General features: G+C 75.3%; 12 protein-coding genes and 1 tRNA gene. 7 read left to right on the top strand and 6 right to left on the bottom strand.

What is annotated here, in order from left to right; all coding sequences use genetic code 11:
* The 4 genes from F2B26_RS10610 to F2B26_RS10595 form a co-directional block, all read left to right on the top strand.
* Positions 1-847: hypothetical protein (locus tag F2B26_RS10610; protein WP_159809126.1), on the top strand; the 847-nt coding region annotated here is incomplete at its 5' end.
* Between the two features lie 78 nt (positions 848-925).
* Positions 926-3,088, top strand: a complete 2,163-nt coding sequence (locus F2B26_RS10605) for a glycoside hydrolase family 3 C-terminal domain-containing protein (protein ID WP_201292702.1) — start codon at positions 926-928, stop codon at positions 3,086-3,088.
* Between the two features lie 47 nt (positions 3,089-3,135).
* Positions 3,136-4,290 carry a pyridoxal phosphate-dependent aminotransferase gene (locus F2B26_RS10600; protein WP_159809124.1) on the top strand — a complete coding sequence of 385 codons (1,155 nt, stop codon included), beginning with the start codon at positions 3,136-3,138 and terminating at the stop codon, positions 4,288-4,290.
* A 45-nt stretch (positions 4,291-4,335) separates the two neighbouring features.
* Entirely contained in the window at positions 4,336-5,835 is a 1,500-nt protein-coding gene (locus F2B26_RS10595; protein ID WP_159809122.1) for a dihydrolipoyl dehydrogenase family protein, read from the top strand.
* A 105-nt stretch (positions 5,836-5,940) separates the two neighbouring features.
* Here the strand turns inward: F2B26_RS10595 and F2B26_RS10590 are convergent, their stop codons facing one another.
* The 3 genes from F2B26_RS10590 to F2B26_RS10580 form a co-directional block, all read right to left on the bottom strand.
* Positions 5,941-6,942, bottom strand: coding sequence for a glycine betaine ABC transporter substrate-binding protein (locus F2B26_RS10590; protein WP_201292701.1), 1,002 nt, complete (start codon positions 6,940-6,942; stop codon positions 5,941-5,943).
* A gap of 64 nt (positions 6,943-7,006) precedes the next feature.
* Positions 7,007-7,690 (bottom strand): ABC transporter permease, encoded by a 684-nt coding sequence (locus F2B26_RS10585; protein WP_159809118.1) that lies wholly within the window; start codon positions 7,688-7,690, stop codon positions 7,007-7,009.
* A gap of 1 nt (position 7,691) precedes the next feature.
* Positions 7,692-8,348 (bottom strand): ABC transporter permease, encoded by a 657-nt coding sequence (locus F2B26_RS10580; RefSeq protein ID WP_159809116.1) that lies wholly within the window; start codon positions 8,346-8,348, stop codon positions 7,692-7,694.
* 65 nt (positions 8,349-8,413) lie between these two features.
* Between F2B26_RS10580 and F2B26_RS10575 the strand changes: the two genes are divergently transcribed.
* The 3 genes from F2B26_RS10575 (at position 8,414) to F2B26_RS10565 (ending at position 10,478) form a co-directional block, all read left to right on the top strand.
* Positions 8,414-9,406 carry an ABC transporter ATP-binding protein gene (locus tag F2B26_RS10575; protein ID WP_235929609.1) on the top strand — a complete coding sequence of 331 codons (993 nt, stop codon included), beginning with the start codon at positions 8,414-8,416 and terminating at the stop codon, positions 9,404-9,406.
* Complete coding sequence (locus F2B26_RS10570) at positions 9,403-10,338, top strand: ATP-grasp domain-containing protein (RefSeq protein ID WP_159809114.1); 936 nt, start codon at positions 9,403-9,405, stop codon at positions 10,336-10,338. Before F2B26_RS10575 ends, F2B26_RS10570 begins: the two co-directional genes overlap by 4 nt.
* 64 nt (positions 10,339-10,402) lie before the next feature.
* A tRNA-His gene (locus F2B26_RS10565) sits at positions 10,403-10,478 on the top strand.
* Positions 10,479-10,512: 34 nt separating this feature from the next.
* On the opposite strand, the gene F2B26_RS10560 is transcribed toward F2B26_RS10565, so the two are convergent.
* From F2B26_RS10560 to F2B26_RS10550, 3 genes are all read right to left on the bottom strand, one after another.
* Positions 10,513-11,145 (bottom strand): hypothetical protein, encoded by a 633-nt coding sequence (locus F2B26_RS10560; RefSeq protein ID WP_159809112.1) that lies wholly within the window; start codon positions 11,143-11,145, stop codon positions 10,513-10,515.
* Between the two features lie 101 nt (positions 11,146-11,246).
* A complete protein-coding gene (orn, locus tag F2B26_RS10555; RefSeq protein WP_159809110.1) occupies positions 11,247-11,909 on the bottom strand; it encodes an oligoribonuclease in 663 nt (220 codons plus the stop codon).
* Positions 11,910-11,918: 9 nt separating this feature from the next.
* A complete protein-coding gene (locus tag F2B26_RS10550; protein ID WP_159809108.1) occupies positions 11,919-12,299 on the bottom strand; it encodes a hypothetical protein in 381 nt (126 codons plus the stop codon).
* Between the last annotated feature and the right edge of the window lie 157 nt (positions 12,300-12,456).

The following is a 12,456-nucleotide window of genomic DNA, read 5'->3' as shown; positions in this document are numbered from 1 at the left end:
CGTCCGGCAGGCGCTCGACGACGCCGGGCTGCACCCCGCCGACCCGGTCGCGGCGGTGTTCCGGCTCGCCGGGGCCGACTGGCCGGAGGACGCGCGGTTCTGGGTCGACCAGATCGCGCGCTTCGCCCCGGGGCTCGGACCGGTCGACGTCGGCAACGACGCGCTGGCCTCGCTGCGGCTGGTCAGCCACGACGGGGTGGGGCTGGGCGTCACGGTCGGCACCGGACCGGCGATCGGTGCGCGCTCGGCCGACGGGCGCGAGGCGTGGACCGGGCTGTGGGTGTTCGACGACCTGGGCGGCGGCGGCCTGGGCCGGTCCGCGTTCGAGGCCGTGACCAGGGCCTGGATGGGCCTCGGCCCGGCGACGGCGCTCACCCCGGTGCTGCTCGAACGGTACGGCGCACCCGATGTGCCGACCCTGCACCACGCGTTCACCCGCCGGTTCGACGCGCGGCCGGACACCGAGCGCTGGCGGGCCGCACGTCTCGTGCTCGAGGTGGCCGGGCAGGGCGACCCGGTGGCCCAGGCCATCGTCGACCGGCAGGCCCACGCGCTCGTCGGCTACGCCGGCTGGGTCGCACGGCAGGTGGGGGAGAGCCTGGACGACGGACGGCTGCCGGTGCTGCTCGCCGGGTCGGTCGTCACCTCCGAGCACCCGGCGCTGCGCGAGGCGCTGGTGCGCGAGCTCGCCCGTCGGCACCCGCGCACGTCGGTGCGGGTCTCGCGCGGCACCCCGCTCGCCGGGGCGGTGCTCGACGCGCTCGCGGCCGGTGGGGTGCGGCTCGACGACCGCCTCGTCGAGCGGGTGGTCGCCACCGCGCACCCGGTCGAGTTCCTGTCCACCTGACGCCCGTCCCGGCACGTCCCTGTCCTGACCATCCGTCCCCGCGCGCCCGTCGTCCGGCGTCCCCCGAAGGAGCCTGCCGTGTTCTTCACCGACCTGCTGCCCCAGCTGAGCCTCGCCGAGAAGGCCTCGCTGCTGTCCGGGGACGGCGACTGGTGGACCCAGGCGGTTCCTCGGCTCGCGGTGCCCGCCGTCGAGCTGGGCGACGGACCGCACGGGCTGCGCACCGAGACCGGCGAGGACATGGTGTGGCTGCCCTCGACCTGCTTCCCGACGCTGTCCGCACTGGCCGCCACCTGGGACCGTGACCTCGTGCGCGAGGTGGCGGCCGCGATCGGGGCCGAGGCCCGGGCGATGGGGGTGCACCTCGTGCTCGGCCCCGGGGTCAACCTCAAGCGCACGCCGCTGTGCGGCCGCAACTTCGAGTACCCCTCGGAGGACCCGTGGCTCACCGGCCGGCTGGCCGCCGCCTACGTCGACGGGCTGCAGGGCACGGGTGTCGGCGCCTGCGTCAAGCACTTCGCGGCGAACAACCAGGAGACCGAGCGCACCCGCGTCTCGGTCGAGGCCGACGAACGCACCCTGCGCGAGCTCTACCTGGCGGCGTTCGAGCACGTCGTGCGCGAGGCGGAGCCGTGGGCCCTCATGTGCTCCTACAACCGGGTGGGCGGCACCTACGCCTCGGCGCACCCCTGGCTGCTCACCACCGTGCTGCGTGACGAGTGGGGGTACCAGGGGCTCGTCGTGTCGGACTGGGACGCCGTGCACGACAAGGTGGCCTCGGTGCGCGCCGGGCTCGACCTGGAGATGCCCGGCACGGGCGGGCGGACCGATGCCGAGGTGGTGGACGCGGTGCGGCGCGGCGAGCTCGACGAGGCCGACGTCGACCGTGCCGCCCGTCGTGTGCTGCACCTCGTGGACCGCACCCGCCCGGCCCCCGGGCCGCTGCGTGGCTTGGGCCACCGTCCGGGGGACACGCTCACGCCCGCCCAGGAGGAGCTGCTCGGCGCCGCGGCCCACCACGAGCTGGCCCGGCGGGCCGCGACCGCCTCCCTCACGCTCGTGCGCAACACCGGCGTGCTGCCGCTCGACCCGGCGTCGCCCGCGCGCATCGCCCTGGTCGGCGGCTATGCCCGGGTGCCGCGCATTCAGGGCGGCGGCTCGGCGGGGGTGCGTCCGACGAGGGTCGACACCCCGCTCGACGCGTTGTCGGCCGCGCTCGGCGACCGGCTCGTGACCGCCGAGGGGTACCGCGTCGGCGCCACCGACTACTACCAGGAGCGGCCGCTGCCCACCGACCCCGACGCCGACGAGGCACTGGCCGACGAGGCCGTGGCGCTGGCCGCCGGCAGCGACATCGTGGTCGCGGTCGTCGGGCTGCCGCTGGCGGCCGACAGCGAGGCCGTCGACCGGACCGACCTGGCGCTCCCGCCCGCGCAGGTGGACCTGCTGCGCCGCCTCGCCGCGCTCGACGTGCCGCTCGTCGTCGTGGTCCAGTCCGGGTCGGCCGTGACGATGGACCCGTGGCACGACGGCACGGCCGCGGTGCTGCTCACCGGGCTGGCCGGTCAGGGCGTCGGGCAGGCGCTCGCCGATGTGCTGCTCGGCCGGGCCGACCCGGGCGGCCGGCTCACCGAGACCTACCCGCTGCAGCTGGCCGACTCGCCCGGCATGCCCACGGTCACCGGTGAGCGCGGGCACGTCGTCTACGGCGAGGGCGTGCTCATCGGCTACCGCTGGTACGACGCGCTGGACCGCCCGATCCGCTACCCGTTCGGGCACGGCCTGTCGTACACCACGTTCGCCCTGGACGACCTGCACGTCGAGGTGCTCGACGCCGCCGCGGGTCGGGTCCGCTGCACGGTGCAGGTGACCAACACCGGCGCCCGGCGCGGGACGCAGGTGGTCCAGGTGTACGTCGGTGACCCCGAGTCGGCGGTGCACCGGCCGGTCCGCGAGCTCAAGGGGGCCGTCAAGGTGGCGCTCGACCCCGGTGAGCGCACCCGCGCCGTCGTCGAGCTCACCGGCCGCGACTTCGCCTACGTCGATGCGACCAGCGGGGCGTGGCGGCGTGAGGGCGGGAGGTTCGTGGTCGAGGTGGGCGTCTCCTCACGTGACCTGGTGGCGCGCGCCGAGGTCGAGCTGCCCGACGACCCGGCGCTGCCTCCCGTCGTGCGCGACGAGGACCTGCCGACCGACCCGGTGGCCTGGGCCGTGGGCGGTGACGGGCCGGTGCGGGGCTGAGCCGCCCGGACGTGAGGTCCGGAGCCGCGGCGGCCTAGGCTGCCGGTGTGGTCCTCGCCCGTCGTGCCGGTGCCGGCGAGCAGCCCAACCAGGCGACCGTGCTGCGGGCGCGTCGGCTGGCCGCCGGGCTGCCGGTGCTCGACCTGTCGGACTCCAACCCGACGCGTCATGGTCTGGGCACCCCCGACGCGCTGGCCGCCATCGCGCAGGCCGCACCCCGCGCCGGTGCCTACGAGCCTGACCCGCGTGGGGCCCTGGTGGCCCGGACGGCGCTCGCGGCCACCCGGGGCGGCTCGCCCGAGGACTACTGGCTGGCGGCCTCGACGTCCGAGCTCTACGGCTGGCTGCTCACGCTGCTCGCCGACCCGGGCGACCTCGTCGCGGTGCCTGCACCCGGCTACCCGCTCGTCGAGCCGCTGGCCCGGTTCTCCGGGGTGGGCACGCTCACCTACCCGGTGCACTACCTGCACCCGTACGGCTGGTCGCTCGACCTGGCCCGGCTGGACGCCGTGGTCGAGGACCCGCGGGTGCGCGTGCTCGTGCTGGTCAGCCCGGGGAACCCGACCGGTGCCTATCTGCAGCCGGCCGAGGTCGCGCACGTCGTCGACCTGTGCGCCCGCACCGGCACCGCCCTCGTGATCGACGAGGTGTTCGCGCCGTACCCGCTCGACGGCGCCCCGAGCTCGCAGGCGGGCACCACCGGCTGCCTCACGTTCGTGCTCGACGGGCTGTCCAAGCTGCTGTGCGCCCCGCAGCTCAAGCTCGGCTGGGTGCGGGTGTCCGGCCCCGCGGCCCAGCTGGACGAGGTGCGCCGCGGGCTGGACCAGGTCGCCGACGCCGCGCTGTCGGTCGGCGCCCCCGTCGCGCTCGCGCTGCCCACGCTGCTCGACCTGGCCCCGCAGGTGGTGGCCGCCACCGGTGACCGGCTGCGCGCCAACCTCGCGGCCGCGCGACGGGTGCTCGACGAGCCGTACCGGGTGCGGCGCTGCGACGGCGGCTGGTCGCTCGTCGTCGACGTGCCCCGCTACGTGAGCGACGACGAGCTCACGGCCGCGCTGCTGGACGCAGGTCTGTGGGTCCACCCCGGGTGGTTCTACGACCTGGTCTCCCCGGGCGCGCTCGTGCTGTCGCTGCTGCCGCGGCCGTCCGCGTTCGAGGACGGCTGCCGGCGGCTGCGGTCCGCCGTCGACGCGCTGGCCTGACCGGCCCGATCTGCGAGGTCGGCGCGCACCCCGCACGATGATCGGATGGAGACCTTCGACGTCATCGTGATCGGCGCCGGCGCTGTCGGCGAGAACGCGGCCGACCGGGCCGCGCGCACCGGGTTGGCCGTCGCCCTGGTCGAGGCCGAGCTGGTGGGCGGTGAGTGCTCCTACTGGGCCTGCATGCCGTCCAAGGCGCTGCTGCGACCGGGTGCCGCACTGGCCGATGCGCAGGCCGCGCCCGGTGTGGTCGGCGGCTCGCTCGACCCGACGGCGGTGCTTGCCCGCCGGGACGAGGTGACGGCGCACTGGCACGACGACGGCCAGGCGCAGTGGGTGGCCGGTGCCGGTCTGAGCCTCGTGCGTGGCCGGGCCCGGTTCACCGGTCCGCGCGCGCTCACCGTTCAAGGGGACGACGGGGTGCGTGAGCTGGTCGCCCGGCACGCCGTCGTGCTGGCCACCGGGTCGGTGCCCGTGGTCCCGCCGGTGCCCGGGCTGGCGGAGGCCCGGCCGTGGACCTCGCGCGAGGCGACGTCGGCCCGTACCGTGCCGCCCCGGCTGGCGGTGCTCGGCGGCGGGGTGGTCGCGGTCGAGATGGCGCAGGCCTATGCGGCGCTGGGGTCGGCGGTGACGCTCCTGGTGCGCGGCTCCCGGGTGCTCTCGAAGGCTGAGCCGTTCGCGGGGGAGGCCGTGGTCGAGGCGTTGTCCGCGGCGGGTGTGCAGGTACGCACCGGCGCTCGGCTCGCCCAGGTGCACCGCGACGAGGCGGGGGTGCACCTCGTGCTCGACCGGCCGGACGGCGGCGCGGACCGCCCGGACGGCGGCGCGGACCGCCCGGACGGTGGCGACGACCGCCCGGACGCTGGCGCGGCCCGGCTCGACGCTGACGAGCTGCTCGTCGCGACGGGACGTCGCCCGGCGCTCGACGGGCTCGGTCTGGAGCACCTCGGCCTGCCGCCCGGTGCACCGCTGCAGGTCGACGACGCCGGTCAGGTGCTCGCCGTCGACGGCGGCTGGCTGTTCGCGGTGGGGGACGTGGCCGGGCGCACGGCGACCACGCACCAGGGCAAGTACGACGCCCGGGTGGTGGGCGACGTGGTCGCGGCCCGGTTCGGTGGTGACCCGCGGCTGCGCGCCGCCGAGGCTGGTGCCGGTGACTTCTCGCGCTACCGGGCCAGCGCGGACCTCGGTGCGGTGCCGCAGGTGGTGTTCACCCGGCCCGAGGTCGCCTGGGTCGGCCGCACGTTGGCCCGCGCGGTGGACGAGGGCCTCGCGGCGCGGGCGGTGGACTACGACCTGGCGAACCTCGCGGGGGCGTCCGTACTGGCCCCGGACTACCGGGGGCGGGCGCGCTTCGTGGTGGACGAGGACGCGCGCGTGCTGCTGGGCGCCACGTTCGTGGGCCCGGGCGTGGCCGAGCTGCTGCACGCCGCAACGGTGGCGGTCGTCGGCGAGGTGCCGTTGGACCGGTTGTGGCATGCGGTGCCGTCCTACCCGACCCTCTCGGAGGTCTGGCTGCGGTTCCTCGAGGGGTACGGGCTGTAGCCGCAGGTCGGCCCGGCGCGTCGTGGAGACGTGCCGGGCCGACCTGCGTCGTGCGGTGGGGTCGGCCGCGGGCCCGCTCCGGGTGCTCGCGGCCGACCCGGACCGTCAGCCGGCGAGCGTCGCGTCGGAGGACAGCACGAGCCCGATCGCGGCGTCGCCGTGGCGCACCGCCTGGGCGATGAGGGCGAAGTCGTAGGACTTGAAGTCGCTGAACGTCAGCCCGTACGTCTTCTCGAGCCCGACCTGGCAGAACGGGCGGTCGGGGCACTCGGCCGGCCCTGCGAGCACGAGCGACCCGCACGCGGCCGCGAGGTCGCTCAGGGTCGCCACGTCGTGCTCCTTGGCGAACGCCGTCGTGACGGCGAAGGCGTTCTGGTCCTGGGCGGCCGCCGGTGCGCCGAGCAGCAGGCCCTGCTGCTGGGCGAGCGGGGTGAGCGCGGCCACCGTCGCGGTGATGTCGGGGGTCGCGATGCTCGCCGCGTCGGCCCCGTTGACCTTGGCGTTGATGAAGTCGGCGAGCGTGGCGGCGTACTCCGGCACGACGGCCACCTGCCCGGAGACCAGGGCGGGGTAGTACGTCTCGCGGCTGCCGATCGTCTGGGTGGTGGCGGCGTACCCCGCCGAGCGCAGCACGGCCGCGTAGACCTCGGCCAGCGTCGCGCTCTCGGAGAAGTTGGCCGCGCCGACGACGACCGTGACCCCGGCCCCGGCCGAGCCGTTCGGGGCGGCCAGTGACTTGTCCGCGACGAAGGTGGCCGCAGCCTGCGAGGACGTCGAACGGTCGACGTCCACGGCCTTGTTGAGCGCGATGAGGGCGGGTGTGTCCAGAGCCTTCGACACGGTGTCGAGGAGCTGCACCGCACCGGGGTTCGCCGTGGCGAACGCGGCGTTGAACACCGGGATGACGTTGTCGGAGTTCTGCAGGTGCTTGTCGTCGGTGAGCACGGTGAGCTGGTCACCTGCCACGGGTGCGCAGGCGGCCGCACCCCCGCTCGCCGACGTGCTCGGGGCTGCCTTGCCGCCGCCGGACCCCGGCGCCCCGCAGGCCGCCAGCGCGAGCACGCCGGCTGCCAGGGTGGCGGTCAGTGCCAGTCGTGAGGTGTGCATGGTCATGTCCTTCGTCGTGGGGATTCGTCTCATCAGACCTGGTGGGCGCGGTGCCGGCAACCGCTCAGCGGTCGGGGGTGCGGGCCAGCGCCCGCAGCCCGGTGGGTGTCGCGGCCCGTTGGCCGAGCGCGAGCACGCCCTCGACGAGCAGGCAGAGCCCGGCCACGAGCGCGCCGCCGGCCACCACCTGCCCGTAGTGCAGCGTGCCGAAGCCGCTCACGATGATGGTGCCGAGGCTGCGCCCGCCGACGAGTGCGGCGAGCGGCACGGTCGCGACGACCTGGACGGCTGCGGTGCGCACCCCGGCGCCGATGACCGGCACGGCGAGCGGCAGCTCGACGGCCCACAGCCGGTGCCAGCGCGACATGCCCATCCCGGTGGCCGCGTCGACGGCACCGGCGTCGACGCCCTCGAGCCCGTCGATCGCCCCGGACAGCAGCGGCGGCAGCGCAAACACCGCACAGGCCAGGACCGTGGCCGTCGCCCCGAAGAGCCCGCTGGCGGCCAGCAGCGTGAGCAGCGCGAGCGTCGGCAGCGCCCGCGTCGTGTTGGCCACGACGACGGCGAGCCGGGCGCCCTTCCCGCGCCGCCCCAGCCACAGCCCGAGCGGCAGGGCGAGCAGGGCGGCCAGCGCGACGGCGAGCACCGAGATCCACACGTGCGCCCAGGTGAGTGCGAGCACACCGGAGGGACCCGTCCAGTTGAGCGGGTCGTTGAGCCACCGCGCGGCCTCGCCGAGGACGTCCATGTCAGCGCACCTGCCAGGGCGTGCTGAGCCGGCCGACGACGGCGAGCAGCAGGTCGGCGACGAGGGCCAGCGCCAGGCACAGCAGCGTGGCCGTCATGATCTCGGCGTGGTAGTTGGACCGGAACCCGCGGAAGAGCAGCTGCCCGAGGCCACCCGCACCGACGACCACGCCGACCGTCGTGAGCGCCACCGTGCTCACGGTGGCGAGCCGCAGGGCCGAGACCATGGTCGGCAGCGCGAGCGGCAGCTCGACGCGCCACAGCATCGCGCCGGGGGAGTAGCCCATCCCGCGGGCGGCGTCCCGCACCGCCGGGTCCACCCCGGCCAGCCCGACGAGCACCCCCCGCACGAGCAGCAGCAGGGCGTACAGCACGAGCCCGATGAGCACGGTGACCCGGCCGATCCCGGTGTACGGCGCGAGCACGGCGAACAGGGCGAGGGACGGGATCGTGTAGAGCACCCCCGCGGTCGACAGCAGCGGCCCGGCCAGGCGGGGCCGGCGGTGCGCGAGCATCCCGAGCGGCAGCGCGATCGCCGAGGCGATGACGACGGCCTCCACCGTGAGGCCCACGTGCTGGCCGAGCGCGGCCGCCACGTCACCGGCGTTGTCGCGCAGGTAGGCCGCGGACAACCACGGGTTGGGGGGTGCGTCGGCCATGGTCGCGGACGTTAGCCGCGACCACCGACACGCGCCTGTCGGAGCCTGCCGCTAGCGTCGTGCGGGTGACAGCGGCGATCGTCTACGAGCACGTGCGCAAGGAGTACGCCGGGCGCCCGGCGGTCGCCGACCTGTCCCTGGAGGTCCGCGAGCACGAGCTGCTCGTCCTCGTCGGGGCGTCCGGCTGCGGCAAGTCCACGACGCTGCGGATGGCCAACCGCCTCGTCGAGCCGACCTCCGGCCGCATCTGGTTGCAGGGCGAGGACGTGACGCACGTCGACCCGGTGGCCCTGCGCCGGCGGATCGGGTACGTGATCCAGGGCGTCGGGCTGTTTGCGCACCGCACGGTCGCGCAGAACGTGGCGACCGTCCCGGGGCTGCTGGGCTGGGACCGGCGACGCACCGCGGCCCGGGTCGAGGAGCTGCTCGACCTCGTGGGGCTCGACCCGGCCGTGTATGCCCGGCGCTACCCGCACGAGCTGTCCGGTGGCGAGCAGCAGCGCGTCGGGGTGGCCCGGGCGCTGGCCGCCGACCCGCCGGTGCTGCTCATGGACGAACCGTTCGGCGCGGTCGACCCGGTGGGCCGCCAGCGCCTGCAGGAGGAGTTCCTCGCCCTGCAGCGCAGGCTCGGCACGACGGTGATGCTCGTGACGCACGACGTCGACGAGGCGGTGCGGATGGCCGACCGGGTCGCGGTGCTGTCCGCGGGGGCGCACCTCGAGCAGCTCGCCGACCCGCTCACCGTGGTGGCCCGCAGCGCGAACGAGGTGGTCGCCGACCTGGTGGGCCGGGGCAGGGTCGCCCGGCTGCTCACCCTCGGCCGGCTGCGCGCGGCCGACCTGCGCCCGCTCGACCTCGACGAGGACGGCGCCGGTCTGCCGACGGTGCCCCTGGACGCCGAGCTGGGGGAGGTCCTGGCCGGGCTGCTCGACGGCGGCGCGAGCTCGGTGCTCGTGCTCGACGAGGCCGGTGAACCGGTCGGGCAGGCCGATGCCGGGGTCGTGCTGCGGGCGTTGCAGCACCTGGCCCCGGTGGGCGTCGGTACGCTGCCTGGGTGAGCACACCCAGCACCTCCACCGCCCGTCTCGCCCTGGCCACCTGCTCCGAGCTCCCCGAGCTCGACGGACCGGACCAGGAGCTGCGCGCGGCGCTCGCCGAACGCGGGGTGCCGACCGACGTCGTCGTCTGGGACGACCCGACGATCGACTGGGCCACCTACGGCCACGTGCTCATCCGTTCCACCTGGGACTACACCTCCCGGCCGCAGCAGTTCGCGGACTGGACGCAGCGGGTCGAGCGCACCGGTGTGCTGCTCAACCCGGCGCAGGTGGTCGGCTGGAACCTGGACAAGACCTACCTGCGTGACCTCGAGCAGCGCGGGCTGCCGATCGTGCCGACCATCTGGCTCGACCCCGAACGGCACCTCGACGCCCGCGGCATCCACACCCGCTTCCCGGCGTTCGGCGACTTCGTCATCAAGCCGACCGTCTCGGCGGGCTCGCGCGACACCGGCCGGTATGACGCGTCGGTCACCCAGGAGCGGGCCCTGGCCATCACGCACACCAAGAACCTGCTGGGCGTGGGCCGGCACGTCATGGTGCAGCGCTACCTGTCCCAGGTCGACACCGTCGGTGAGACCGCGCTGGTGTACGTCGACGGCCAGTTCAGCCACGCCGTGCGCAAGGGCGCCCTGCTGGAGGGCCCGTACCGGGCCGACGAGACCAAGGGCGTGCTGTACCGCGAGGAGAAGATGGCCTTCCGTGAGGCGAGCGTCGCCGAGCGCGAGCTGGCCGACCGGGTGGTGGCCGAGCTGGCCGACGTGTTCCCCGAGCTGGGCGGCCCGCTGCTCTACACCCGGGTCGACCTCATCCCGAACGACGACGGCAACCCCGTCATCCTCGAGGTCGAGCTCATCGAGCCGTCGCTGTTCTTCGAGCACGCGGCCGGGTCGGCGGAGCGTTTCGCCGAGGCGCTGATCGCCCGGCTGTAGGGCGTCGGCAGCGCTCGTCAGAGCCGCTACACTTGTCCGTCGGCCCGCCCGTGCGGGGGCCATGGTGGCTATAGCTCAGTTGGTAGAGCACCTGGTTGTGGTCCAGGGGGTCGCGGGTTCAAGTCCCGTTAGCCACCCCACGAGGCTCGGCTCCGTTCGCGGGGCCGAGCCTTCTCACTTCGGGGCGAAGTACAGCGCGTCGCCCGCGCCGTTGGAGACGCGCCACCACCCGCCCGCGACCTGGGCGGATGGCACGGCGACGCACACGTCCCCGGTCGCGGTCGCGCCGTCGGCCCACAGCGGGTCGGCGAGCAGCAGGGGAGCGGCGGTGGCGCACGGCGTGCCCGTGGCGCCGTCGTAGGCCGTGCCGTCCGCGCCGACGTAGGCGTAGTGCAGCGACTGCCAGGCCGAGGCGCCCTCGGACGCCAGGTCCCCGCCCTGCGCGGTGACGGCGGGTGCGGAGATGGTGAGCCGGAAGGTGCCGACGACGAACGTCTCGCCCGCAGCTGGGCGGCGGTTGGGCGGCACCGCCTGGGGCGTGGCCACGACGGCGTCGAGGTCGGCGTCGAGCAGCGCGACCGTCCACGCCGACCCGGTGACGAGCAGGTGCGACTGGCCGGGGTGCAACGGGTCGTCCCTGGTCCCGGCGACCTGCGGTGCGAGGGTGGCCGGGCCGGTGGCCCCGCCGCGGGCGTTGACGACGGGGGCCTCGTTCGCGGGTCGGCTGCACGCCGCCAGGGTGAGCGCACCGGTCAGCGTGAGCGCACCCGCCAGGGCGAGCGCGGCGACCCGCGTCCTGCGTGCCATCACGGTCCCCCCTCGACGTTCGGCTGGACGGTCCCGGCTGTCGCGACGGGCAGTTGCGACCCCGTGCCGACGAGGCCGCACGTCGTCACGGGTCTGGCCGGTCAGTGCGACGTGTCGCCGCGTCCGGTCACAGAGGTGGCGACCACCTGGGCGGCGATCTTGCGGGCCGTCGCCGAGTCCGGGCCGGGAGCGGCCGGCATGAGCGCGGCACGGTAGTACCGCAGCTCGTCGATCGACTCGAGGATGTCGGCGAGCGCGCGGTGCCCGCCGTGCTTCTCCGGCGAGGCGAAGTAGACCCGCGGGTACCAGCGCCGCGCGAGCTCCTTGATGCTCGACACGTCGATCACCCGGTAGTGCAGGTGCTCGATGAGCTCGGGCATGTCCCGGTCCAGGAAGGTCTTGTCGGTGCCCACCGAGTTGCCGGCGAGCGGGGCCTTGCGCGGCTCGGGCACCCACTCGCGCACGTACGCGAGCACCTGGGCCTGCGCATCGGCGAGCGTCGTGCCGTCCGCGAGCGCGTCCAGCAGCCCGGACGTGGTGTGCATGGTCCGCACGAAGTCGCCCATCTGCGCCAGCGCCTCGGCGGGTGGTGCGATGACGACGTCGACACCCTCGCCGAGCACCTGCAGCTCGGAGTCGGTGACGACGACGGCGACCTCGACGAGCGCGTCGGCGCCCAGGTCGAGTCCCGTCATCTCGCAGTCGATCCAGACGATGCGGTCGTTGCTGGACTGGTCGGCGGAGCCGGAGGACGCGGTGCTCATCCCGCCAGCCTAGTTCTCGGGGTGGTCCGGGCCGGGCACGGAGGCGGCGATCCATGCGGCGACCGGCACCAGGACGAGCAGCCCGGCCGCGACGACGACCGCGGTCGTCCGGCCGACCCCGACCCACAGGGCGACCCCGAGTCCGGTGAGGGCGGCGAGCACGGCCATGAGGCCCCGTTCGACCCAGGTGCGCAGCGCGCCCGCGACGCGGGGCGAGTCCTCCGGCTCCTCGTCGGGCGGCGGGGTGAGGGGCGCCGGTGGCGTCGGCGTGCCCTCGGGCCGGGTGGTGTCCGTCCGGCCGGTCGCGGGCCGGCTGGAGGCCGGCGTCGCGGCGACAGGCTCAGCCGCCGCGGGCTGGACGGGGGTGGGACTGGTGGTGGGCCAGACCACGGTGGGCCGGACGACTGAGGGCCGGACCGCTGTGGGTCGGACGGTGTCGGGCGGGGAGACGGCTGGCCAGACCGCAGTGGTCTGTACGTCGCGCCGAGCGCCGTCGGGCCGGAGGGCACGGCCGCGGTCGCGGGGCGCGTCCGCCTCGGGCCGCCCG

The sequence above is a fragment of the Cellulomonas citrea genome, from assembly GCF_009829685.1.
In the GTDB taxonomy this organism is placed as follows: domain Bacteria; phylum Actinomycetota; class Actinomycetes; order Actinomycetales; family Cellulomonadaceae; genus Cellulomonas; species Cellulomonas citrea.
Note: the sequence above shows the minus strand (reverse complement) of the source record. Positions and strands in the feature narration are given on the sequence as shown.

Excerpts from the sequence above, each read along its gene's own strand:
- F2B26_RS10595 (WP_159809122.1), top strand. The coding sequence starts at position 4,336 with ATGGAGACCTTCGACGTCATCGTGATCGGCGCCGGCGCTGTCGGCGAG.
- F2B26_RS10590 (WP_201292701.1), bottom strand. The coding sequence starts at position 6,942 with ATGCACACCTCACGACTGGCACTGACCGCCACCCTGGCAGCCGGCGTG.
- F2B26_RS10585 (WP_159809118.1), bottom strand. The coding sequence starts at position 7,690 with ATGGACGTCCTCGGCGAGGCCGCGCGGTGGCTCAACGACCCGCTCAAC.
- F2B26_RS10580 (WP_159809116.1), bottom strand. The coding sequence starts at position 8,348 with ATGGCCGACGCACCCCCCAACCCGTGGTTGTCCGCGGCCTACCTGCGC.
- F2B26_RS10560 (WP_159809112.1), bottom strand. The coding sequence starts at position 11,145 with ATGGCACGCAGGACGCGGGTCGCCGCGCTCGCCCTGGCGGGTGCGCTC.
- orn (WP_159809110.1), bottom strand. The coding sequence starts at position 11,909 with ATGAGCACCGCGTCCTCCGGCTCCGCCGACCAGTCCAGCAACGACCGC.